Raw genomic sequence first — 24678 nt, 5'->3', positions numbered from 1 at the left:
CCAACCGTTTGCCCCGCCGGCCTTGGCCTGCGGGGCTTTTTTATGGCCGCTTGGCGCCCCTGCGGCTTGCAGCCCAGGGCATTCTGCCCCAAGCTCTGCCTTCTCACCGCTATGGACCGCAGCGCCCGATGCCTAGACGCCACCGCTACCTGATCGCCGTACTGCTGCTGATCCTGGTGACGCTCGCCATCGTTTTCCTGCGCCGGGACGACAAGCCCGCGCCACCGGTATTGCCACCCCACAGCTACGGCAAGGCGCTGCGCCAGGCCCACGACGGTTTGCCGGGTGCCGCACGGGTGCTGTACCAACAGTTGCAGCGCGATGACCTGACGCCGATCCGCCGCGCCGCGCTGTATGCCGAATTGCCCAACTACCCCTCGCCGCAGGCACTGAAGCTGGCCCGCCTGGACCTGGAGAACGACGATCCGCTGGTGCGCCGCGCCGCCATTGCCAGCATCCGCAAGCTGCTGCCGCCCTCCCAGCGCAGCCTGGTGCTGGGGCCTCTTCTGGACGATGACGAGCAGAGCGTGCGTTTTGCCGCTGTGGATGCCCTGCTTGGCCTCGACCCGGATGCCATCGGCCTGTATTTCGGCCCGTTGCAAACCGCCCTGGAGCAATACCAGCAGGCCCTGGAAAAACAACCCGACGACGCCGAGGCGCAGGTGCACCTGGCGCGCCTGTACCTGCACGAAAATGATTACGACCAGGCGGCAGCAGCCCTGCAGCGCAGCCTGGCCATGGCCCCGGATGGCCCCGACGCCCTGGCCACCCAGGTGCGTTTGCTGGAACGCCAGGGCCACCACGACCAATCCCGCCAGGTGCTGGCCAAGGCCCTGGCACTGCGCCCGGACTCGGCGTTCCTGCAATACGAGCTGGGGCTCTGGCTGATCCGCCATGATCAGCGCGAATACGCCCTGCTGGCCTTGTCGCGCGCGGTAGAGCTGGAACCGGAGAATGCCGACTATCGCTATACCCTGGCAGTGACCCTGCACGAGCTGGATCAGTCCGATGCCGCACAGAAGCAGCTGGAAACGTTGCTGAGCCGCCAGCCGGCCAATCGCCGGGCGCGGGTGCTGCTGATCCAGTACTGGAAGGAAACCGGCCAGTTGCAGAACGTTCAGGTGCTGCTGGCTGAACTGGAGCGGCAGAACCCGGACGATCCCTTCCTGCAACAAGGCCTGTAGATTGCGTTGAACCCTGGGGCAGTGCCCGTGGTCCAGTGGGTATCGGACAGTTGACGGCAGCAAGGCACACATTGGCCTTGCCGGCCGTTTCAGGAGAATCGAATTGGCCAGTTCGGCGACGATGGATGAACGTGCTCTGATCCTGGCTCCGGCACAGCTTGCCAGCAACACTTCACTGTTGCTGGCGGCCGCCGGTGTCGATTGCCTGTGCACGCATGATATGGCCAAGCTGCAGGCCTGCCTGCTCGAAGGCGCCGGCATGGCCATCATCGCCGAGCAGACCCTGACCGTTGATGCTGCCAAGCTGCTGCGCGTCTATATCGACCAGCAGCCAGCCTGGTCTGACCTGCCTATCGTGTTACTGACACAAACCGCCGCGACCACCGCCTCGGCCGATAACTTTGCGCTGGGCAACCTGACCCTGCTGGCTGCACCGTTCGACGATGACCGGTTGCTGATTCTGACCCAGTCGGCGTTACGCAACCGGCGCCGCCAGTACCTGTCACGCGATCACATGCTCAGCCTGCAACAGCGCCTGGATGAGCGCGACGAAGAACAGGAGAGCGCCAATCAGGTCTTGCAGCAGAAGCGCAAGATGGAGGCCGTCGGCCAGTTGGCCGGTGGCGTGGCGCATGACTTCAACAACCTGCTGACCAGTATCGGTGGCTGTTTCGAGTTGGTCGACAGGCGCCTGAAACACGGCCGCAGCGAGGGCCTTGAAGGCATCCTGCAGAGGGGCCAGGAAGCCGTTGCCCGTGCAGCCAGGCTGACCCATCGCCTGCTGGCCTTCGCTTCCCGGCAATCGCTGCACAATCAGCGCATCGACCTGCTCGCGCTGCTGCAACCACAGCGTATCGAGGCCATGCTCGACAACGCGGTTTGCCTGCAGCTGGACCTTCCCGCAGACCTCTGGGCCGTGCAAGCGGACGACGAGCAATTGCAGGAAACGCTGAACAACCTGCTGGTCAATGCCTGCGAAGCGATGCCCAACGGCGGCAACTTGCGCATCGAAGCCAGTAATCGTCAGGTCGATACGGCGCAATTAGCCGTCGGCGGGCTGGTCACGGGTGACTATGCCTGCCTGAGCATTATCGATGATGGCCAAGGCATGTCAGCGAGCACACTCGAACATGCATTCGAGCCCTTCTTCAGCACCAAGCCAGTGGGCCAGGGGGTCGGCCTTGGTCTGTCGATGGTTTACGGTTTCAGCAAGCAGTCCCACGGCCATGTGGCACTGTTCAGCCAGATTGGCCACGGCACGCAGGTCGACCTTTACCTGCCGCGCCATCTTGACCCACAACAGCCCCAGGCCTCCAGGCCGCACCCAGCGCCTGTCAACCAAGGCCGCCATGTGCTGGTGGTCGAGGATGATCCCCATGTCCGTGACCTGCTTTGCCAGACGTTGCAAGACGAGGGTTACCCCTGTCTGAGTGCCTGCAATGCCAACGAGGCCTTGCAACTGTTGCGTTCAGCGCAGGCGATCGACCTGCTGCTCAGCGACGTTGGCCTGCCGGGCATGAATGGCCGGCAACTGGCCGAGATCGCCCGCACGCTCCGCCCGCACCTTCCGGTGCTGTTCATCACTGGCTACGCCGAAACGGCGATGGCGCGCGAAGGGTTTCTCGCGCCGGGCATGCAGCTGATCTGCAAGCCGTTCGAGCTCAAGCAGTTGCAGGCTCAGGTTGCCAAGATGCTGTGTAACCCGTGAGCCCGTTCAATCGCTCAGCATCAGCAGGGCCTGGTTCATCAGGCTGGCCAACGCAAAAGGCTTGAGCATCAGCGCCGTGCCTGGCGTTTCGGACAGTTGCGTGTCCAGCGGTTGGTCGTTGAACCCGGTAATGAACAGAATCTTCTGAGCGGGCTCGAACATGCGCATCGCCCTGGCGACCTGCCGACCACTGAAACCACCCGGCAGGCCGATGTCGGTGACCACCAGGTCGAAGGGGCCGTGGTGGCGGAAGCGATCGAGCGCCGAATTGGCATCCCTCACATCGCACACATCGAAGCCACGCTCCTGCAGGTATTCCTTCATCAGCGAACGCAGGTTTTCCTCGTCATCGACCAGCAGCACGCGTTGGCCGCTGGCCCGTGTTACCGCGGGTATCGGCTGCGGGGGCTCTTGCGCGATGTGTTCAAGGCAACGCGGGAACAACATGCAGACTTTGAGACCGTGATCAGGCACCGACTCGAGCCACACGTGGCCACCCGACTGGCCGACGAAGCCATAGACCATCGCCAGCCCCAACCCGGCGCCGTGGCCCATCGGTTTGGTGGTGAAGAACGGCTCGAATGCCCGAGCCAGATCCACTTCGGGCATCCCATGGCCATCGTCCGTGACATACAAGGCGACGTAATCACCAGGCGGGACGCCTTGCTCATCGGGGAATGGCGCCTCGAGACGCTTGTTGATCGTGCGCAGTGTCACCACGCCACGCTCAAGGCAGGCCTCACGTGCGTTGACGAACAGGTTCACCAGCGCATTCTCCAGCTGTGCAACATCCAGGCAAAGGGCCCAGGGTTTTACATCCAGCTCCCAGTCTATCCGCATTTCAGCACCCAGCACCTGGCACAACAGCGGCTCCATGGCGGTCAGCTGGCGATTGATGTCCAGTGGCTTGGGCGACAGGGGTTGGTGACGGGAGAATGCCAGCAGGCGGTGGGTAAGCGTCATGGCGCGTTGCACCGAATCGCTGGCCAGCGCCACATAACGGTCGATGTGTTCCAGGCGCCCTTGTTCCATGCGCCGCTGCATCAGCTCCAGGCTGCCGCCGATTCCCGACAGCAGGTTGTTCATCTCGTGAGCCATGCCGCCTGCCAGATGGCTTACCGCGTCCAGGCGCTGGCTTGCCCGCATCATCGTTTCGGACTGGCGCAAGGCATCTTCATGATCCTGCGAAATGTCTTGCCCTACCGCCGTCAGCAGCGTGCCGTCGAAACTCGCCGTCCAGCGAAACAGGCGATAGTGCCCGTCCCTGTGGCGCAAGCGCGTCTCGAGCTGCTTGACCCCGCGATCGCAAACGAACTCCATCACCGCAACCTCCACCTCAGCCCTGTCGGCAGGATGGACCAGTTCCAGGATCGGTTTACCGCCTACCTCGTCTTCAGTCCAACCTAAAGCGCGCTGCCAGGCCGGGTTGGCCGCTTGCAGCCGCAGGTCGCGGGTAACGACGATCATGGCATCACGAGAAAGCTGCCAGATCTGATCACGGTCGGCCATGACCCGCTCGATGCTGCGCTCGAACGCCAACGCCTGCTCGCGCCATTTGTCATGCGCATCGACGCTGGCACTGGTTTCGATCACGGTATGCAGGAACCCGACCACCCCATGCTGTTCATCGCGCAACGGTGTGTAGCTGAAGGCGTAGCAGGCTCGGCTGCCCGTTTGCTTGTTCGTGAGCCATAACGGCTGGTCTTCGACAATGAACGAGCCACCGTCAAGCACCTTGAACACCCAAGGGCCGATGGCCTTCCAGGCTTTAGCCCACAACCTGTCGAATGCCTGCCCCAAGGCGTGGCCGTCACATTCGAGCAAATTCGCGTAAGCATCATTATGAATCACGGTCATCTGGGCGCCCCAGACCACTGCACAGGGAAACGGCGAAAGCACCATCATGTCGACGGCGATGCGCAAGGGTGCCTGCCAATGCGGCAGCGGCCCGAGCGCGCTGTGACGCCAGTCGAACCGCGCGACCTGCTCAGCCATGCCCTCTGCCGTTGACGACCGAGTGGCGAGCTCCATGCCTGATGCCGAAGGTTTGCGTGGCGAGTCGTTTACGAACACTATCGTGATTCCATCAATGCTCTTGGGTAAAAATTCCGTTTGCGCATCATCTGCCCGACGATTTGCCGCTGCAATAGCCGCAGGGTTAACCGCTTCACATTCGACGTAGCGCGCAGTCATCGCCCAATAGCATAGAGCCATTACCCAGATGGCGCCTTGGCAAACGGGAGCTATGCTCAATAGGTTTTCCCCGCGCCAAGGAACGCATTGCCCTTCAACGACAGACCAGGGAGCGTGGTGATGAGCAAGAAGATTCTGGTAGTACTGACCAACACAGCCAAGTACCCGACCCTGAAACGGGCCACCGGCCTATGGCTGGGGGAGGCTGTGCATTTTGTCGAGGTCGTGCAGAAAGCCGGGTATGAAGTCGATTACGTAAGCCCCAATGGGGGCTATGTGCCAATCGACCCACATAGCCTGCAGATGGCCCCGGAGCTGGACTGGCAATGGTACGACGACAAGTCGTTCATGAACCGACTGGGCACATCGTCAAGCCCGGGCAAGGTCAGGGCAGGTGATTATTGCGCCATCTACTACACGGGCGGCCACGGGGTGATGTACGACTTCCCGGACAACTCGCCGCTGCAGGAACTGGCACGCAAGATTTACGAGAGCAATGGCATCGTCGCCGCCGTCTGTCATGGTGTCGTGGGCCTGTTGAACATCAAGCTCAGCGATAACAGCTTGCTACTCAAGGACCGGCAGATTACCGGCTTTTCCAACACTGAAGAAAAACTGGCCGAGCTGGACAAGGTGGTGCCCTTTCTCACCGAAAACGAATTGGTTGCGCGGGGCGGCATCTACAGCAAGGACGATGACCCGTGGAAGCCGTTCGTGGTTTGCGATGACCGGCTGATCACCGGGCAGAACCCCGCCTCGACAGGCCTGCTGGCCGAAAAGGTCATCGCTGCACTCAAGCCGAAATGAGTCCTACACCTCAGTAGCCAAGTTCGCAAAGCTGGCATGGCGTTGGATTACAGCAGGAGTGCTTATTGATTCATAGGCTCTGCATTGGGCCAGCCATGTCGGGTGGCCCAGTGAAATGGGGCTGACCATTCATGTCAAAAAGCAGAACTGCAGGGCACGGCTTGGTGGAGTTGTTGCTGGCATTGGCAATCAGTTTGCTGCCCGTTCTCAGCGGGCTGATGATCTTGTTCTATCAGCATGACAAGAAACTTGAAGAAACCGCGCGTATTTCGGTCAACGAAGCGATCTATTCCGTGGATCTGGCATTGGATCGAATACACGCATCGGCTTCTACAGCACTGATGTTGGCAGGGGCTACCTGCGAGAGCGCCGAACCGCAATTGCTCGATCAGGTAGCGAAAGCACCGCACTTGCGCTCGCTGGCGTTGACCGTTGACGGCAGCACGTATTGCAATACCTTGAAAACGCCGTATCCACCGGATCACATGTTCCCGGATGCACAATCGCAATTTCGTCTGGCACTGCACCCGCCCGCAACCCCCAATTCCGTTTTGCTCGCCTATCAACTGACTGAGCAGAATATGGGAGTCATTGCCACGTCCTATGGCATGTTGCTGCGCAATGAACTGCGTGCATTTCAGACAGGGCTGACTTTGTTGCTCGAATTCGGAGAGTTATACATCTGGACCGACGGCGACAGTCGCGATCCGATGCGCCCATCTCAAGAAGAGTTTTTCAAAGAGGGTATCTCGACCAAGTATGGCTATACCGTCAAGGCGGGCTATGCAGCAGGTTACTCGGCACATGAGACGCGCCAGACGATGAAACAACTTTTCCCGTCCCTGGCGCTGGTCGGGGTCATTACCGGCTCGATCACTTACTGGGGTTTGTTCAGGCAACGTAACCAGCGTGTTCGCAGCGCCGCCAACAATGGCTGACGGCGCTGCATTTCACTTATTCGGCATTGAGCACGCCACGGCGCACCTGATCACGCTCGATGGACTCGAACAGCGCCTTGAAGTTGCCTTCACCGAAGCCGTCATCACCTTTGCGCTGGATGAATTCGAAGAACACCGGGCCGAGCAGCGTTTCCGAGAAAATCTGCAGCAGCAGGCGCTTGTCGCCTGGCTCGGAAGCGCCATCCAGCAGGATGCCGCGAGCTTGCAACTGGTCGACTGGCTCACCATGCCCTGGCAGGCGCTCTTCGAGCATTTCGTAATAGGTTTGCGGCGGTGCGGTCATGAAGCGCATGCCAAAGCCCTTGAGTGCATCCCAGGTCTTGAGCAGGTCATCGGTGAGGAAGGCCACATGCTGGATACCCTCGCCGTTGAACTGCATCAGGAACTCTTCGATCTGCCCGGCGCCCTTGGACGACTCTTCATTGAGCGGAATGCGGATCATGCCGTCAGGCGCGGTCATGGCCTTGGAGGTCAGGCCGGTGTACTCGCCCTTGATGTCGAAGTAGCGAATCTCGCGGAAGTTGAACAGCTTCTCGTAGAAACCGGCCCAATAAGCCATGCGCCCGCGATAGACGTTGTGGGTCAGGTGATCGATGATCTTCAGGCCTGCCCCTTGAGGGTTACGGTCGACGCCTTCGATGAAATTGAAGTCGATATCGTAGATCGAGCTGCCTTCCTCGAAACGGTCGATCAGGTACAGCGGTGCCCCACCGATACCCTTGATGGCCGGCAGGCGCAATTCCATCGGGCCGGTTTCGATCTCGACCGGCTGGGCGCCCAGTTCCAGGGCCCGGGCATAGGCTTCGTGGGCATTGCGCACGCGGAACGCCATGCCGCACACCGACGGGCCATGCTCGGCCGCGAAGTAGGATGCAATGCTCTTCGGCTCGTTGTTGAGGATCAGGTTGATGCCGCCCTGGCGATACAGGTGCACGTCCTTGGAGCGGTGAGTTGCGACCTTTGTGAAACCGAGTATCTGGAATACCGGCTCCAGCACGCCTGGCGTCGGCGAGGCCAGTTCGATGAATTCGAAGCCCATCAGGCCCATTGGATTGTCAAAGATATCAGCCATGTTCGTACCCTCATCTGCAGCGAAATTTAATGAATGCGTAGGATGTGGAACGGCAATGGTGGAGAGCACGGGATACCGCGCACGCTGCGGGCGAGGAAGTCACCAATGATCAGCTTGAACCCATGGTATGTCATATGGACCCATTCTCGGCGGGGGTTGACCCTTCAGAAACGAAGGACCTTATTGTTGTATTCGTAAATCGATTCTACATTGCGTAAATAGCTTTGTCGCGCATTAGTTCGCCACCTGCGCCGACAAACGGCTATCCTCAGCACGTCAGTCATCAGGAAGATCACCCAAGCATGCCCCTCACGGTCAAACGCCCCGCTCGCTGGAGCTGGCGCACGCTCCTGCCCTGGATCGTCGGCGTGGTGCCGATTGCCTGTGGCCTGGCGGTGATGAACTGGCAGATCGATCGCGAACTGCGCGTCAGCAGCCAGGCGACCACGCGCCAGGTGGTCGAGCATGTCGATCACATTCTAGACAACTTGGCCAATGCCGCGCAGGCCTTGCTGCCACTGGCCGGTACCCCCTGCGCGGACGCCCAGCTGGCCTTGCGCAGCCAGGTCACGCGCAATGCCTTCGTGCGCTCGACCAACCTCTTCCAGCACCATAACCTCTACTGCAGCTCGCTGTTCGGCGACTTCGACGAACAGGTCGAGGCCAATGACTACACCGATGGCCGGCTGTGGCTGATGGATGGCAACTCGGTTACACCGGGCCATGCCCTGCTGGTCTATCGGGCCAGCGACGGTGACCGTGGTGCCATCATTACCGTGGACGGCGATCATCTGCTTACCGCATTGCGCCTGATCGGCCCGGAGGAAGCGCTGCAACTGCGTGTCGGCAATGCCTGGATGGGCAAGGACGGCGTGGTGCACAGCGGTGCCCCACCGACAGCCGCCGCCGCCGATGTGACCCTGGGCTCTACCCGCTACCCGTTCAGCGTGCACGGTGGCTACGAGGCCGGCAAACAAGGTGAGGTGCTGCGCAGCCACTACCCCGCCCTGCTCAGCCTGCTGCTGGTGCTCGGTGTAGTGGCCGGCTGTGTTTGCCGCTGGCAGATTCGCCGGGCCAGCTCGCCCAGGGCCGAACTGCAGCGGGCCCTGGAGGCGGACGAGTTCTTGCCGTATTTCCAGCCGGTGGTGCGCAAGGGTGACTACCGCTGGGCCGGGGCTGAAGTACTGATGCGCTGGAACCATCCCCGTGAAGGCCTGGTGCGCCCCGACCTGTTCATCCCCTACGCCGAACACAGCGGCCAGATCGTCGCCATGACCCGGGCCCTGATGCTACACACAGCGCAGAGCCTGGCGCCCTACTCCGCGCTGCTGGAAGACGGCTTCCACATTGGCATCAACATTACCGCCGACCACTGCCGCGACCTGAGCCTGCTCGACGACTGCCAGACCTTCCTCCAGCATTTCCCCCCTGGGCGGGTACGGCTGACCCTGGAGCTGACCGAGCGCAAGCTGCTCGAAGCCACCCCGGTAGCCCTCGAGCTGTTCGCCAAGCTGCATGAGATGGGGGTGATGATCGCCCTGGATGACTTCGGTACCGGCCAGTCGAGCCTCAACTACCTGCGCCAGTTCAAGGTCGATTACCTGAAGATCGACCAGAGCTTCGTGGCCATGATCGGTGGCGACGCGTTGTCGCAGCACATTCTCGACAGCATCATCGAGCTGTCCGCCAAGCTGGGCCTGGGCATCGTCGCCGAAGGGGTAGAAACCGACGTCCAACGTGACTACCTGGCACGCAGCGGGGTGGACTTCCAGCAAGGTTACCTGTTTGCCCGGCCAATGCCGGCCGCTGATTTCCTCAAGGCACTCGCCACCCATCCGGGTGTCGCGCGGTTGCCGCAGGACGCGGCCCCTGAGATCATGCGCGGCTGATCCACCCGCTCACTCCCTTATCCGAGGCATTCGTGTCAAAAGGCATTATTTCGTCGGTCATGGCGTCCTGTCTGTTCGCTGTGATGTATTTCTATACCTCCTTGCTGTCGCCGCTCGATGGCGAAGAGATCTTTGGCTGGCGCACCTTGCTCACCCTGCCCTGCCTCACCCTGTTCATGTGGATCAGCAAAGACTGGAAACGCGTCGGCGAACTGCTCGCCCGCGTACGTCAGACGCCAATCCTGCTGCTGGGCATGGTCGGTACTTCGTGGTTGATGGGGGTGCAGCTGTGGCTGTTCCTCTGGGCGCCGCTGCACGGGCGTAGCCTGGAAGTGTCGATGGGCTATTTCCTGCTGCCGCTGGCGATGGTGCTGACCGGGCGCCTGGTGTATGGCGAGCGCCTGTCACGCCTGCAGAAAGTGGCGGTCAGCTGCGCCGCGCTGGGCGTCGGCCACGAGCTGTACCAGAATGGCAGCTTCGCCTGGGAAACCTTGCTGGTGACGATCGGCTACCCGATCTACTTTGTGTTGCGCCGACGCTGCCGCACCGACCACCTCGGTGGCCTGTGGTGCGACATGTGCCTGTTGCTGCCCTGGGCTGTTTATTTCGTCACCCAAGGGCCGTTGTCCACGGCCGACCTGCAGCAGCACCCCGGCCTCTACGGGCTAATCCCGCTGTTGGGGGCGATCAGCGCCTGTGCACTGATCGCCTACGTACTGGCCAGCCGCCTGTTGCCGTTCAGCCTGTTCGGCCTGCTCAGCTACGTCGAGCCGGTGTTGCTGGTGGGCGTCGCCCTGCTGCTGGGCGAAACCATCGGCCCGGATCAGTGGCTGACCTACCTGCCAATCTGGGCCGCGGTGCTGGTGCTGGTGCTCGAAGGCTTCAAGCACCTGCTGCGCCAGCGTCGGCGCTCGGTGTAAGGCGCACCTGGCGCACCCGGCGTTCCTCCACCGCCACCACGGTCATGCTCCAGCCATTCCAGGCCAGCTGGTCACCCACCACTGGCAGGCGGTCCAGCAAGCTCATCACCAGGCCCGCCAGGGTCTGGTAGTCCTCGGTGGCGCGGGCGCTGAAGCCTGTACGCGCCTGGACCTGGCTCAGGTTCAGGGCGCCACTGACGACAAAACTGCCACCTTCCTCAACGATCGCCGGGCCTTCAACCTCGCTGGCATCCGGCAACTCACCGGCGATCGACTCAAGGATGTCGGTCATGGTCAGCAAACCGGTGAAATCACCGAACTCGTTGATCACGAAAGCAATGTGCGTCGACTGGCTGCGCATCTGCTCCAGGGCGTTGAGGATGCTGAAGCTCTCCAGCAGGTTCAACGGCGCCCGCGCCATGCGTTCAAGGTCCGGCTGGCTGCCGGACAGCAGCTCCTTGAGCAGCTCCTTCTTGTGCACGAAGCCCAGCGGTTCCTCGATATGCCCGTTGCGAATCAGCGGCAGGCGCGAGTACGGCGAGTTGGCCAGCGCTTCGGTGATGGCGTGCTCGGGTTGCGCCAGGTCAATCACGTCGACTTCGGCACGTGCGGTCATCACTGTACGGATCGGCCGCTCGGCCAGGTTCAGCACGCCGCTGATCATCACCCGCTCACGGCGATCGAAAAGCACCTGCTCCTCGCCACCTTCGACCAGGTCGGCGATTTCTTCGCCCACCTCGTCAGCCTCGACCCGGCGGCCACCCAGCAGCCGCAGCACGGCATGCGCAGTACGTTCACGCAGTGGTCGGTGCTGCTGCAGGCTGCGCTTGCGGCGGGCACGGGCCAGCTGGTTGAACAGCTCGATGAGGATCGAGAAGCCGATGGCCGCGTACAGGTAGCCTTTCGGGATGTGGAAACCCAGGCCTTCGGCGGTCAGGCTGAAACCGATCATCATCAGGAAGCCCAGACACAGCATGATGACCGTCGGGTGGGCATTGACGAAGCGGGTCAGCGGCTTGCTGGCGACGATCATGATGCCGATCGAGAAGATCACCGCGATCATCATCACCGACAGTTCTTCGACCATGCCTACAGCCGTAATCACTGCGTCCAGCGAGAACACCGCGTCAAGCACGACGATCTGCGCCACGATCGGCCAGAACAAGGCATGACGCACGGCACCCGTAGCCTGGGTGACATGCCCTTCCAGGCGCTCGTGCAACTCCATGGTGGCCTTGAACAGCAGGAACACACCACCGAAGAGCATGATCAGGTCACGGCCGGAGAAGCTCTTGCCGAACACCTCGAACAGCGGCGCGGTCAGGGTGACCATCCACGAGATACTGGCCAGCAGGCCCAGACGCATGATCAGCGCCAGGCTCAGACCGATGACCCGCGCGCGGTCGCGCTGATGCGGCGGCAGCTTGTCGGCAAGGATGGCGATGAACACCAGGTTGTCGATGCCGAGCACCAGTTCGAGGACGATAAGCGTCAGCAGGCCTAGCCAGGCCGTGGGATCGGCTAGCCATTCCATTAGCGGGTACTCACGAAAGAAGCGTCACGAGGACGAAGGGGGGATGGCCGGGAAGGCCGGGGACTGGGGGGCTCCGCGAAGGTGCTCATATAGACCTTGATTGAAAATAGGGAAGACGATCCTACAAGCACAGCAGGTTTTTCTGATAGCGCGAAACTATTACAAAACCTGTAACCACGTTCAGGGGACTTTTCTTCAATACCCATGGTGCTTGAGGCAGCAGGATGGCGGCTTCGACATACACCAGGAGTTACGGAACATGAGCCTGTCCCTTTCCATGGCCGCATTCGCCCTAGCCGCTTCGATTTCTCCGGGGCCGGTCAATATCGTTGCCCTCGGCAGCGGTGCCCGTCATGGCCTGCGGGCGAGCCTGTGGCATGTGACGGGCGCGACGCTGGGCTTCTGCCTGCTGCTGGTGCTGGTTGGCCTGGGCTTGCACGAGCTGCTGTTAAGCTGGCCGTTGCTTGGCGTGGCGCTGCATTGGGGAGGCGTGGCGTTTCTGCTGTACATGGCCTGGAAGCTGGCCAGCGACGATGGCCAGCTGGGTGGCTCAGATGAGCAGCGTGCACCTTCGGCCTGGCAGGGTGCGGCGATGCAATGGCTGAACCCCAAGGCCTGGCTGGCGGCGGTGGCGGGCGTGGGTGCCTATACCGGTGGCGAACAGCAACTGCTGTGGTTGTTCACCTGGATCTACGGGCCGATCTGTTTCGTTTCGGTAGCCTGCTGGGCTTGGGCCGGCAGTGTGATCCGTCAGTATCTGCGGGAGCCGCGGTATCTACGGTTGCTGAACCGTGGGCTGGCGGTGTTGCTGGTGGGGAGTGCGGTTTATCTGCTGGTTTGATATCGCCAGTGCCGGCCTCTTCGCGGCTGAAGCCGCTCCCACAGGGGTATCACTATGCTCAAGTGCGGCGCTGTACCTGTGGGAGCGGCTTTAGCCGCGAAGGGGCCGGCACTGCATCGCGGTAATGCCCAGGTGTCGCCGCCAGGTGCTGCTTGAACGCCCGCTGCAGGTGCGCCTGATCGGCGAACCCCGCCTCCTGCGCCACCTCGGCGATTGCCCTTCCCTTGCGCAATAGCGCCCGCGCATGCTGTACCCGTTGATCCAGCAGATAACCGTGTGGCGTCAGGCCAAAGCGCTGGCGGAAGGCCCGGATCAAATAAGAGCGCGACAAGCCGCAGGCCGCGCAGACATCCTCAAGGCTCAGCGGGTCTGTGCGGTGAGCCCGGATGAACGCCGCTGCCGCGTCCAGTTGCGGATGGTCCATTCGCGCCTCATCTGCCAATGGCTGCAAATAGCGTGGGAGGTCGCCCAAAAAACGCTCCAGGCGATCTTCACGGTCGGCCAGCTCGTTGTCGAACAGGTCGGCAAACAGCTGCAGCAAGCGGCTGTACAACCCCGGCGAAGTGCTGACTGTCTGCACTGGCAGTATGAAGCCCCGGGCCTGCAGCCACGGCAGGTCGATGAACAGCATCAGGTACGACCAGGGCTGGCCGGCGATCGGGTTGCAGCTATGCACCACACCTGGGTTCATCAGTACCGTGGTACCGGCCATCACCTCGACGTGGCTGTCGCCGTTCAGGTAGGTGTTGCAACCACTGGTGATCACGCCGATGGAAAAGCTCTCGTGGGAATGGGCGGCATAACAGACCTTGCGCCCATCCCCCACGCGCCGGGCTTCGACGAAGGGCAATGCCGGATCCCGCCAGAACCGCGATACCTCGATCATAAGTCTGTCTTCCAGGTTGCGTCTGCTAGTAATTACATTTCCAGCCACGTTAGGTCACAAGCAAATTTTTGGCCATTGAAGGACGCCAGTGATAGCGCAACGATATCACCTTGAGTATTGTAGGGTGCGGTATCTGCAATAGCGTGTATGGAGAGCACAGTGCTTAAGGTTTTGAATGTTGGACAAGGTGATGCATTTCTTTTTTCCCCTGCGGCGTGCATGCGCAGTCAGGAACCGCTATTGATCGATACGGGCACCGCAAAAGCGAAGGTTGCCACGCGTATCCCCCCAAAACGGTATGTTGTGATGATCACCCACTCGCACGAAGACCACATGGGAGGCCTTCCGGCGCTGCTAAGGGCCAGCATGGTGAGTGAACTGATAATCCCTTACTACCTTCCAGAAGTGACCAGGATTGCAAAATTTCTGGGTAACGCTCTCAAGTCAGACATCAAGACTCCAGACTGGAGGAGAATCGCAAAGCTCAAGAAGGTGACTTTCGTTGCCGAAGGGAAAATGCTCTGCGATCACGCCACCGTTTTGAACCCCCCTTCAAATGTCGAAGAAATTAAACATGCGCTCCCGTTCCAGACGCTGGAAGGAGACATTTTCAGAGCCCTGAATATGTTGGGAGAACTTGGAATCGACCTGCCGACACAAGCGATCATTGATTACAATCCGCCATTGCTGCCCAATGATGATTTAGAGTATCGAGAACGCGCGATTGAATTCGTACATATGTTTTTCACTGGTTTGGCCGACGACCTTTCCCGACAACCTAAAGGGAACGCCGACTACCATATAAAGAAACATTTGGCACTTACCGCCAATCAGGCAAGCATCGTCTTCAGGCATCAAGGTCATGGGCACAGTTGGCTTTTCACGGGCGATGCCGACCAGCATGTTTTCAACCGACTGCTGGACAATGGGACCGATATTTCCGCCAACATTTTGAAAGTGCCACATCACGGGAGCAGGGAAAATCTGACGTCCGCCATTCTCAAAAACATCTCACCGTGCTACGCCATCGTTAGCCACAACAATAGAAAGTTCGGCCGATCCAGAGATCCTCACCCACACCATGAAGTGATCGACCTCCTTGATAGCATGAGAGTCAATACGTTCTACACAAACAATGTAATCAAAGAGCGCGCAGTATTGAAGAAACAGAGTACGGGGGTTGTTGCCGCAAAACTTATTGAGTTCATTTAAAAATCATAAGAACCTTACCTTTGATCGAATCACCGGCAGTCGTAATCAGATGACGTATCCAAATCTGATCACGCTATCGGTGATTTTTGTCTGGTTCTCAAGGCAAAACTGGCGGCACATACTGCAACGTGGTACCCAGTGCCCACAGCAACACCAGTACCAGCGGCACATGCACCAGCAACTGGACGAACGAAAAACCGATCAGATCACGCGCCTTGAGCCCCAGCACGCCCAGCAGCGGCAGCATGTAGAACGGGTTGATCAGGTTCGGCAGCGCCTCGGCGGCGTTGTAGATCTGCACCGCCCAGCCCAGATGATATTTCAGGTCGTTGGCCACCAGCATCACGTACGGCGCTTCGATGATCCACTTGCCACCGCCCGACGGGATGAAGAAGCCCAGCACCGCGGAATACACGCCCATCAGCAGCGCGTAGGTGTCATGGGTGGCGATCTGGGTGAAGAACAGCGAGATGTGATGGGCCAGGGTCTGCTCATCCACACCTTTGACCTGGGTGAGGATCGCAGCAATCGAGCCATACAGCGGGAACTGGATCAGCACCCCGGTGGTGGTCGGCACGGCGCGCGCCACGGCATCGAGGAAGCTGCGCGGGCGCCAGTGGAGCAAGGCCCCGAGCATGATGAACAGCAGGTTGTAGGTGTTCAGCCCGGAAATCGCAGTGATCGCCGGTTTGGTGGCGAACTCCTGGTACAGCCAGCCAGCGGCGAGGGCCACCAGCATCAGGATCAGGATCGGGCTGTGTTCCAGCCATTCGCCCGGGCGGGTACGCTTGGGCGCCGGCGGCGCAGTGAAGCTGGGGTCGACGCCACAGTCTTCGGCGCTGCGCGCACTGTTTGGGCCGGGGGCCGTGGCGTAGGCGATCACTAGCGAGACGATCACCAGGGCCGCCAGCATCACGCCGGACTGCCAGAGGAAAATGGTCTCGGTGAACGGGATCACGCCGGTGATCGACAGGATCGACGGCGGCAGACTGGCCGGGTTGGCCTGCAACTGCGCGGCCGAGGACGACAGGCCCAGCGCCCACACAGCCCCCAGGCCCAGGTAGGCGGCGGCACCGGCGGCGCGGTAGTCCATCTTCAGCTCGGTGCGACGGGCCAGGGCACGGACCAGCAGGCCACCGAACACCAGCGACAAGCCCCAGTTGAGCAGCGAGGCCAGCATCGAGATCAGCGCGACCCAGCACACCGCCGAGCGGCCGTTCTTGGGGATGCGCGCCAGGCGGTCGATCAGCTTGGCGGCGGGTGGCGAGCTGGCCACCACGTAGCCGCCGATGACCACGAAGGCCATCTGCATGGTGAACGGGATCAGGCTCCAGAAGCCATCGCCAAAGGCCTTGGCGGTATCGGTCGGCTTGGCGCCCATGGCCAGGGCGCCAATGCACACCAGCAGCACGGCCAGGGCGGCGAATACCCAGGAGTCGGGGAACCAGCGTTCAGCCCAGTTGGAACAGCGCAGGGCAAAGCGGGCGGAGCGGCTGTCTTGGATTTCAGCGGCCACGGTTACTTCCTTTTATTGGTCTTATCGGATACGTCAGGAAAAACACAAAACCCCTGTGGGAGCGGCCTTGTGTCGCGAAAGGGCCGCGAAGCGGCCCCACGAACGCAGCATCAATGCTGAAATCGCGGGGCTGCTCTGTAGCCCTTTCGCGACACAAGGCCGCTCCCACAGGGGTGGACAGTGTGATGCTTTAGAAGGTCATTTCCTTGACATCGTCCGGCACGATCAGCTTGCCGGCGGTTTTCTCGATGATTTCTTCAACGCTCACCCCCGGCGCGGTCTCGCGCAGGATGAAGGCGCCGTCTTCGATTTCCAGGTAGGCCAGGTCGGTCAGCACCTTGCGGATGCAACCGGCACCGGTCAGCGGCAGGCTGCAGCGCGGCAGCAGCTTGGACTCGCCATCCTTGGAGGCGTGGGTCATGGTGACGATGATGTTGTCGGCACCGGCCACCAGGTCCATGGCGCCGCCCATGCCCTTGACCAGCTTGCCGGGGATCATCCACGAGGCGATGTTGCCTTCCACGTCCACCTCGAAGGCGCCCAGCACGGTAAGGTCGACGTGGCCGCCACGGATCATGGCGAAGGATTGCGCCGAGTCGAAGATCGACGCGCCGCGGCGGGCGGTGACGGTCTGTTTGCCGGCGTTGATCATGTCGGCATCGAGGGTGCTCTCGGTGGGGAATTCGCCCATGCCGAGCAGGCCGTTTTCGGACTGCAGCATCACGTCCATGTCGGCCGGCACATAGTTGGCCACCAGGGTCGGGATGCCGATGCCGAGGTTGACGTAGTAGCCGTCCTTCAGTTCACGGGCGACGCGTTGCGCCATCTGTTCGCGGGTCAGTGCCATGGTCAGGATCTCTTTGTTGTTCTGATGGACGGCGCTCAGGCCTTGACGGTGCGCTTTTCGATGCGTTTTTCGAAGGTGCCGACGATCACCCGGTCAACGTAGATGCCCGGGGTGTGGATTTCGCTGGGCAGCAGCACGCCAGGCTCGACGATTTCTTCCACTTCGACCACGGTGATCTTGCCGGCGGTGGCCGCCAGCGGGTTGAAGTTCTGCGCGGTGTTGCGGTACACCACGTTGCCGTAGTGGTCGGCCTTCCAGCCCTTGACGATGGCGAAGTCGCCGGTAATGGATTCTTCGAGGATGTACTTGCGGCCCTTGAACTCGCGCACTTCCTTGCCGTCGGCAACCGGGGTGCCATAGCCGGTGGCGGTGTAGAAGGCCGGGATACCGGCACCGCCGGCGCGCATCTTCTCGGCCAGGGTGCCTTGCGGGGTCAGTTCGACTTCCAGCTCACCACTGAGCAGCTGGCGTTCGAACTCGGCGTTTTCGCCGACATAGGAGGCGATCATCTTGCGGATCTGCCGGTCTTCCAGCAGCACGCCCAGGCCGAAGCCGTCGACGCCGCAGTTGTTGGAGACCACGGTCAGGCCCTTGACGCCAAGGCGCTTGATTTCGGCAATAAGGTTTTCGGGAATGCCGCACAGGCCGAAGCCGCCGGCCAGTACTGTCATGTTGTCGGTCAGGCCTGCCAGGGCCTCTTCATAGGTTGCTACGCGCTTGTCCAGTCCGGCCATGCTGATCCGCCTTTTGTAGTTGTTGAACCGACGAGGCTGTCGGTGAGCGTGTGTAGCCATCTTCACCGCTGGCGACTGATTTGTTAATTTTGTTTTCATCATTGATTGATAACTTTTCCAAAACAGCGATCGAGACTGTCATGAACGTCAAGCAATTGCGCGCCTTCGTCGCCGTCGCCAAGTACCAGAGCTTCGCCCAGGCCGGTGAACACCTGCATGTGTCGCAGCCGGCCCTGAGCCTGACCATCAAGGCGCTGGAGGAAAACCTTGGCGGCGCCCTGCTTACCCGCACCACCCGCAGCGTCAGCCTGACCGCCGAGGGTGAAGTACTGCTGCCGCTGGCCCGGCGCCTGCTGGCCGACTGGGACGACACCGAAGAGATGCTGCGCCAGCGCTTCACCCTGCAGCTTGGCCGCGTGTCGGTGGCCGCCATGCCGGCCTTTGCCGGCAACCTGCTGCCGCATTCGCTCAAAGTGTTCCGCCAGCGTTACCCCAAGGTCAACGTCACCGTGCACGACGTGATCAACGAACAAGTGCTGGAACTGGTGCGCCATCGCCGCGTCGAACTGGGCATCGGTTTCGAGCCGGATAACAGCGAAGGCCTGAATTTCCATCCGCTGTACATGGACCGCTTCGTCGCCGTGGTGCCGGCCGATTCAGCGCTGGCCCTGCAGAGCCAGGTCACATGGGCGCAACTGTTGGCCGAGGACTTCATCGCCCTGCAACGCCCTTCGGCAGTGCGCTTGCTGATGGAACAGAATGTCGCGGCACACCACGGCAAACTGGCGGTGGCATTCGAAAGCCACCAGCTATCGACCATCGGCCGCATGGTCGCCAGTGGCCTGGGTGTGAGCGCGGTGCCGGCACTGTGCATTAATCAGATGCAGGAGCTTGGCGCCCGCTGCGTGACGCTGGTCGAACCCGCTGTCGAACGGCGCATCGGCGTGATTGCCCTGGCCGACCACAAGCTTTCCACCGCAGCCCAGGCGCTGCTCGAGGTACTGCTTTCCCATACCCAGACTCCGGAGGTGACATGCGTTACGTGAAACTGGCAGGTTGCAGCGTGCCGGCCATAGGCCAGGGCACCTGGTACATGGGCGAAGACCCGGCCCGCAAGGCTGGCGAAGTGGCCGCCCTGCAACAGGGCATCGAACAGGGCATGACCCTGATCGACACCGCCGAGATGTATGCCGAAGGCGGCGCCGAGGAAGTGGTCGGCCAGGCCATCGCCGGGCGCCGTGACCAGGTGTTCCTGGTCAGCAAGGTCTACCCGCACAACGCCAGCCGCCGCGGCGTGCCTGAAGCCTGCGAACGCAGCCTGAAGCGCCTGGGTACCGAGGTGATCGACCTGTATCTGCTGCACTGGCGCGGCCAGTATCCGCTGGAGGAAACGGTCGAGGCGTTCGAGCGCTTGCGTGAGCAGGGCAAGATCCGCCGTTGGGGCGTGTCCAACTTCGATGTCGATGACCTGCGCGAACTGCACAACCCGGATTGCGCGACCAATCAGGTGCTGTACAACCCGGCGCAGCGCGGCATCGAGTTCGACCTGTTGCCGTGGAGCCGCCAACGCGGCTTGCCGACCATGGCCTACTGCCCGCTGGCCCAGGCCGGGCGACTGTTGCAGCACCCGGTGCTGAGCGAGATCGCCGAGCGCCATGGCGCGACGCCGGCGCAGGTCAGCCTGGCGTGGGTGACGCGGGAGAATGATGTGATTGCCATTCCCAAGGCGGTGTCTGCGGAGCATGTGCGGTTGAATGCGGCTGCCGGGGCGTTGACCTTGACCCTTGAAGACCTGCGGGCGATGGACCGGGCGTTTCCGGCACCGACGCGCAAGCAGCATCTGGCGATGGTCTGATAGACCGCGAAGAGGCCGGCAAGATCAGTGAAAGTCCCGGCTCTTTACATCCAGCCCCTGCAGCAAGGGGCTGATGTCCTCCAGGCGCCGGGCTATCAAATGCCGAACCCCGTTCTCCTGCTCCAGCCGCCCGCTCACCTTGAGCAGCTGCGACCCCACCAGCGCCCTCCGCTGCCGCTCGGCCAGGTCCCGCCAGACAACCACGTTGACCATGCCGAACTCATCCTCCAGCGTGACGAAGGTCACCCCGCTGGCGGTCTGTGGCCGCTGTCGCCCCACCACCAGCCCGGCCACGGCAATCGCATCGCCATGCTCGACTCCTGCCAGTTCAGCGGAACTGCGACAGCCCAGCGCTCGCAACCGTGAACGCAACAGCCTGAGCGGATGCGGGCCCAATGTCGTCCCCAAGGTGTGGTAATCGGCAACCAGGTCTTCGCCAACCGTGGGCACGGGCAACGCCACCAGCGCTTCGGGGGCAGCCTGCACCTCGGCAAACAGCGGCAATTGCGCCTGCACTGCTGCCACCTGCCAGCGCGCCTGGTGGCGGTCGCGGGCCAAGGCTCGCAGTGCCCCCGCATCGGCCAGCCGGGCGCGGGCACGGCTGTCGAGCCCGGCGCGCAGGCACAGGTCTTCGACATCCCGCCAGGGGCGCTGCGCCCTCGCCTGCTCCAGCCGGCGGGCATCCGCCTCGCTGAAACCACGGATCTGCCGCAACCCTAGGCGTATGGCCAGAACACCGTGCTGATCGGGCTCCAGCGTGCAGTCCCATTCGCTATGGAACACATCCACCGGACGGACTTCGATCCCTTGCCGCCGCGCCTCCTGCAACAGCTGATCCGGGCTGTAGAACCCCATCGGCCAGCTGTTGACCAGCGCGCAGGTGAAGATCGCCGGCTCATGGCACTTGAGCCAGCTGCTGGCATAACACAGCAAGGCGAAGCTGGCCGCGTGGGACTCGGGGAAGCCGTAACTGCCAAAGCCTTTGATCTGCTCGAAGATACGCTCGGCGAACGCCGGTTCGTATCCGTTGCGCAGCATTCCCTCGACCAGTCGCTGGCGATGGGGCTCCAGCCCGCCATGGCGCTTCCAGGCCGCCATGCTGCGGCGAAGCTGGTCGGCCTCGCCGGCGCTGTAGTCGGCCGCGACCATGGCCAGCTCCATCACCTGCTCCTGGAACAGCGGCACGCCCAAGGTGCGCTCGAACACTTCCTTGAGCTTTTCCGAGGGGTAGGTCACCGGTTCCTGCTTGAGGCGCCGACGCAGGTAGGGGTGAACCATATCGCCCTGGATCGGCCCGGGGCGCACGATGGCGACCTCGATCACCAGGTCATAGAAAGTGTTGGGCCTGAGCCGCGGTAGCATGGCCATCTGTGCCCGTGACTCGATCTGGAACACACCCATGGTTTCGGCACGGCTGATCATCGCGTAGGTTGCCGGGTCTTCGCCGGGGATGGTCGCCAGGGTCAGCTGCCGACCACGGTGGCGCTGCAGCAGGTCGAAACAGCGGCGCAAGGCGCTGAGCATGCCCAGGGCCAGCACATCGACCTTGAGCAGGCCGACCATGTCCAGGTCGTCCTTGTCCCACTGGATCACCGTGCGCTCGGCCATGGCCGCGTTTTCCACCGGCACCAGGTGGTCCAGCGGCTGTTCGGAAATGACGAAGCCACCCGGGTGCTGCGACAGGTGACGGGGGAAGCCGATCAGTTCACCGGCCAGCACCAGAATGCGCCGCAGCGACGGGCTGCCGGGCTCGAAACCGGCCTCGGCGAGCCGTTGATCGTCCGGGATGCGGTCGCTCCAGCGGCCGCAGCACTTGGCCAGGGCATCCACCTGGTCGGCCGGCAGGCCCAGCACCCTGGCCACATCACGCACGGCGCCAGCAGCGTGATAGGTATTGACCACGGCGGTCAGCGCTGCGCGGTGCCGGCCGTAACGGCGGAACACGTACTGGATCACCTCTTCGCGCCGGTCATGCTCGAAGTCCACGTCGATATCGGGCGGCTCGTTGCGCTCACGGGACAGGAAGCGCTCGAACAACAGCCGATGTTCCATCGGGTCGAGCTCGGTGATGCCGAGCACGAAGCACACCACCGAGTTGGCTGCCGAGCCACGGCCCTGGCAGAGAATGTGCTGGCTGCGGGCAAAGGCGACGATGTCATGCACGGTGAGGAAATAGCTTTCGTAGCCCAGTTCCTCGATCAGCGCCAGTTCCTTGTCCAGCACCGCGCGCACCTTGCTGCTCGGCCCGCAAGGCCAGCGCAGCGGCAAGCCCCGCTCGCACAATACGCGCAGCCAGCTGGCGGGGGTCTGGCCCTCGGGCACCAGCTCGCGTGGGTACTGGTAGCGCAGTTCACCCAGGTCGAATTGGCAACGCTCGGCGATGACCAGGCTCTCGGCCAGCAGGTCTGCCGGGTACAGCTCGGCCAGTTGCTCCTGCGTGCGCAGGTGGCGCTCGCCATTGGCGAACAGATGGCGACCTGCCTCGGCCACGTTGCAGTGTTCGCGGATCGCGGTCATACAGTCCTGAAGCGCGCGCCGGCCGCGCACGTGCATGTGCACGTCACCACAGGCCACGGCACGGATGCCCAGCTGCGCCGCCAGTTCGCGCAGGCGCGCCAGGCGCCGGTCATCATCGCTGCCACGGTGCAGGTGCACGCCCAGCCACAAGCGCTCGGCGAACACATCGCACAGCCAGCGGCCTGTAGCCTGGTCATCGGCATCATCGGCAATCCACAGCGCCAGCAAACCTTCATGGTGTGGCTGCAGATCGTCAGCGAACAACTGGTAGTCACCCTTCTCGGCCCGCCGTCGGGCACGGGTGATCAAGGCACAGAGGTTCTGGTAACCGGTGAGGTTCTGCACCAGCAACACCAGTTTTGGGCCATCGTGCAGGCGCATTTCACTGCCGACGATCAGGCGCAACTGCTGTTCTTTGGCGGCCTGCCAGGCGCGCACGATACCGGCCAGGGTGCACTCGTCAGTGATCGCCAGGGCCTGATAGCCCTGCTCGCGGGCGCGGCGGAACAGCTCTTCGGCGCTGGAGGCGCCGCGCTGAAAGCTGAAGTTGGACAGGCAATGCAACTCGGCGTAGCCCGGTGTATTCATGCGAACCAGCCCTGCAGCCACAGCGGGCCGGGTTGCGCCAGGTCGTGGTAGGCCCAGCCACGCAGGCCATCGCGGGTTTCGATGCGGTAGTAGTCACGGCGCACGTCGCCACCGTCCCACCAGCCTGACTCGATGCGTTCGGCCTGCCCGAGTAGAGTGTGGCCAGTCGCATCCAGGGCCTGCGGTGTGGGCAGCAACCAGCCTGGGCGGCTACCGGGCAAGGCAGGCAGGCTGCCCTGGGCCCCCTGCTCCGCCTGCTGCCAGGCGCATTCTGGGCGGTGGTCGGCCTCGGCGCGCAACCCTTTGACGGCTTCATCCCCCAGGCGCGCACGCAGGCGTTCGCGCAGTTGCTCCCAGGGCTGGGCCTGCTTGGCGCGAGGATCGAACAGTGCCTGGTGCTGGGGCACGAAGGCTGGCAGGTCATCGGCGACCAGCCGCAGGTTGCGCACCGGTGCCGGGATGCGCAGCGGTTCAAGGCGCCCGCGGGCCAGTTCGAACAGCATGGCAGCGTCGCGCTCGGCGGCCAGCAGGCCCACCTGCAATTGAGTATCCGGCCCTTCGACGTGCTCCAGGTACAAGCTAAAGCGCTGCACACCGCAGTCACGCCCGGCGAGGAAGGCCGCGAGGTCATTGAGCATGCGCCGCATGGGGAACAGCAAGGCCTGGTGCGATTCGACGTCGAAGTTGAGTTCCAGGCGCGTTTCAAAGCGGTCCGGCGGCTGGTAGAAGTCCAACCCCATGGAGCGCAGCCCGAGCAACTGGTCCAGGTGCAACTGCACCTGGGCGGAAAATCGCCTGGCCAGCGCATCACGCGGCAAGGCCAACACCTGGCCCAGCTGGCGCAGGCCCATGCGGGCAAAGGCTTCGGCAGCATCGGTTGGCAACCCGACCCGTTCGATCGGCATGCGCGCCAGCGCCGCACGGGTTTCGTCACTGCAGGTCAGTGCCAGGCCATCATGGCCGTTGGCAAGCATGCGGGCCGCTACCGGGTTGGTCGCAAGTACGATGCGCTGGCGCAATCCCAGTGCAGCCAGTTCCTCGCGCAAGCGCGCCTCGAACAGCGGCCATGGGCCGAACAGCTGCAAGCTGGAGCCGACTTCAAGCAACAGGGCACGGGGGTAGTGAAGGCTTACCTGGGCACTGAACCGGTAAGCCCAGGCCGCCAGCAATTGCTGCAAGTGCTCGATGCGGGCCGGGTCGGCCTCGACACAGTGGAAGCCATCGGCCAGTGCCCGCGCGGCCGTCAGCGTCTGCCCGGCACGCAGGCCAAGGGCCGCCGCCGCAGGGTTGACGGCTTGCAGCAGGCGACGCTGCACGGGGCCGCCGATCAATACCAGCGGCGTATCGGCGTCGTCACGCTCGCGCAGGATCGAGTCCAGCGCCAGTTGGGGCAGGAGAATGCAGGCCCAGAGCATG

General features: G+C 62.4%; 19 protein-coding genes. 10 read left to right on the top strand and 9 right to left on the bottom strand.

The window, feature by feature from the left end; all coding sequences use genetic code 11:
- Positions 1-128 precede the first annotated feature (128 nt).
- Entirely contained in the window at positions 129-1184 is a 1056-nt protein-coding gene (locus tag N430_RS07640; protein WP_110635223.1) for a tetratricopeptide repeat protein, read from the top strand.
- Between the two features lie 103 nt (positions 1185-1287).
- Positions 1288-2892: a response regulator gene (locus N430_RS07635; RefSeq protein ID WP_110635226.1), complete on the top strand. Its 1605-nt coding sequence runs from the start codon at positions 1288-1290 to the stop codon at positions 2890-2892.
- A 6-nt stretch (positions 2893-2898) separates the two neighbouring features.
- On the opposite strand, the gene N430_RS07630 is transcribed toward N430_RS07635, so the two are convergent.
- A complete protein-coding gene (locus N430_RS07630) occupies positions 2899-4923 on the bottom strand; it encodes a response regulator (protein WP_110635557.1) in 2025 nt (674 codons plus the stop codon).
- Between the two features lie 282 nt (positions 4924-5205).
- Here N430_RS07630 and N430_RS07625 point away from each other — a divergent pair, with 282 nt between their 5' ends.
- Complete coding sequence (locus N430_RS07625; RefSeq protein WP_110635229.1) at positions 5206-5892, top strand: type 1 glutamine amidotransferase domain-containing protein; 687 nt, start codon at positions 5206-5208, stop codon at positions 5890-5892.
- 164 nt (positions 5893-6056) lie between these two features.
- A complete protein-coding gene (locus N430_RS07620) occupies positions 6057-6830 on the top strand; it encodes a CSS-motif domain-containing protein (RefSeq protein WP_158288786.1) in 774 nt (257 codons plus the stop codon).
- Positions 6831-6846: 16 nt separating this feature from the next.
- On the opposite strand, the gene hppD is transcribed toward N430_RS07620, so the two are convergent.
- A complete protein-coding gene (gene hppD, locus N430_RS07615) occupies positions 6847-7923 on the bottom strand; it encodes a 4-hydroxyphenylpyruvate dioxygenase (RefSeq protein ID WP_079227918.1) in 1077 nt (358 codons plus the stop codon).
- 302 nt (positions 7924-8225) lie between these two features.
- On the opposite strand from hppD, the gene N430_RS07610 reads away from it, so the two are divergent.
- Together N430_RS07610 and rarD are read left to right on the top strand one after the other, a co-directional pair.
- A complete protein-coding gene (locus N430_RS07610; RefSeq protein ID WP_110635235.1) occupies positions 8226-9812 on the top strand; it encodes a cyclic diguanylate phosphodiesterase in 1587 nt (528 codons plus the stop codon).
- 32 nt (positions 9813-9844) lie between these two features.
- Positions 9845-10732: an EamA family transporter RarD gene (gene rarD, locus N430_RS07605; RefSeq protein ID WP_110635238.1), complete on the top strand. Its 888-nt coding sequence runs from the start codon at positions 9845-9847 to the stop codon at positions 10730-10732.
- On the opposite strand, the gene N430_RS07600 is transcribed toward rarD, so the two are convergent.
- A complete protein-coding gene (locus N430_RS07600; RefSeq protein WP_110635241.1) occupies positions 10695-12266 on the bottom strand; it encodes a TerC family protein in 1572 nt (523 codons plus the stop codon). The two genes, rarD and N430_RS07600, sit on opposite strands and share 38 nt — an antisense overlap.
- A 259-nt stretch (positions 12267-12525) precedes the next feature.
- Here N430_RS07600 and N430_RS07595 point away from each other — a divergent pair, with 259 nt between their 5' ends.
- A complete protein-coding gene (locus N430_RS07595; protein WP_110635244.1) occupies positions 12526-13107 on the top strand; it encodes a LysE family translocator in 582 nt (193 codons plus the stop codon).
- A gap of 58 nt (positions 13108-13165) precedes the next feature.
- Here the strand turns inward: N430_RS07595 and N430_RS07590 are convergent, their stop codons facing one another.
- Entirely contained in the window at positions 13166-13993 is an 828-nt protein-coding gene (locus N430_RS07590; RefSeq protein WP_110635248.1) for an AraC family transcriptional regulator, read from the bottom strand.
- Between the two features lie 159 nt (positions 13994-14152).
- On the opposite strand from N430_RS07590, the gene N430_RS07585 reads away from it, so the two are divergent.
- Positions 14153-15205, top strand: a complete 1053-nt coding sequence (locus N430_RS07585; protein ID WP_158288787.1) for a ComEC/Rec2 family competence protein — start codon at positions 14153-14155, stop codon at positions 15203-15205.
- 97 nt (positions 15206-15302) lie between these two features.
- Here the strand turns inward: N430_RS07585 and N430_RS07580 are convergent, their stop codons facing one another.
- The 3 genes from N430_RS07580 to N430_RS07570 form a co-directional block, all read right to left on the bottom strand.
- Positions 15303-16721 carry a short-chain fatty acid transporter gene (locus N430_RS07580; protein WP_110635254.1) on the bottom strand — a complete coding sequence of 473 codons (1419 nt, stop codon included), beginning with the start codon at positions 16719-16721 and terminating at the stop codon, positions 15303-15305.
- A 190-nt stretch (positions 16722-16911) separates the two neighbouring features.
- Complete coding sequence (locus tag N430_RS07575) at positions 16912-17568, bottom strand: CoA transferase subunit B (RefSeq protein ID WP_060507397.1); 657 nt, start codon at positions 17566-17568, stop codon at positions 16912-16914.
- A gap of 35 nt (positions 17569-17603) precedes the next feature.
- Positions 17604-18302 (bottom strand): CoA transferase subunit A, encoded by a 699-nt coding sequence (locus N430_RS07570; RefSeq protein WP_110635257.1) that lies wholly within the window; start codon positions 18300-18302, stop codon positions 17604-17606.
- A 140-nt stretch (positions 18303-18442) separates the two neighbouring features.
- Here N430_RS07570 and N430_RS07565 point away from each other — a divergent pair, with 140 nt between their 5' ends.
- Together N430_RS07565 and N430_RS07560 are read left to right on the top strand one after the other, a co-directional pair.
- On the top strand, positions 18443-19348 hold the full coding sequence (locus tag N430_RS07565) for a LysR family transcriptional regulator (RefSeq protein ID WP_110635260.1): 906 nt from the start codon (positions 18443-18445) through the stop codon (positions 19346-19348).
- Positions 19336-20157 (top strand): aldo/keto reductase, encoded by an 822-nt coding sequence (locus N430_RS07560; protein WP_110635264.1) that lies wholly within the window; start codon positions 19336-19338, stop codon positions 20155-20157. The genes N430_RS07565 and N430_RS07560 overlap by 13 nt, the downstream gene beginning before the upstream one ends.
- A 24-nt stretch (positions 20158-20181) precedes the next feature.
- Here the strand turns inward: N430_RS07560 and N430_RS07555 are convergent, their stop codons facing one another.
- Both N430_RS07555 and N430_RS07550 read right to left on the bottom strand, forming a co-directional pair.
- Positions 20182-23262: an error-prone DNA polymerase gene (locus tag N430_RS07555; RefSeq protein WP_110635267.1), complete on the bottom strand. Its 3081-nt coding sequence runs from the start codon at positions 23260-23262 to the stop codon at positions 20182-20184.
- Positions 23259-24677 (bottom strand): DNA polymerase Y family protein, encoded by a 1419-nt coding sequence (locus tag N430_RS07550; RefSeq protein WP_110635270.1) that lies wholly within the window; start codon positions 24675-24677, stop codon positions 23259-23261. The genes N430_RS07555 and N430_RS07550 overlap by 4 nt, the downstream gene beginning before the upstream one ends.
- Between the last annotated feature and the right edge of the window lies 1 nt (position 24678).

It is taken from the genome of Pseudomonas sp. CC120222-01a (assembly GCF_003097235.1).
In the GTDB taxonomy this organism is placed as follows: domain Bacteria; phylum Pseudomonadota; class Gammaproteobacteria; order Pseudomonadales; family Pseudomonadaceae; genus Aquipseudomonas.
The sequence above is the reverse complement of the archived record's forward strand: the minus strand, read 5'-3'. Positions and strand labels throughout refer to the sequence as shown.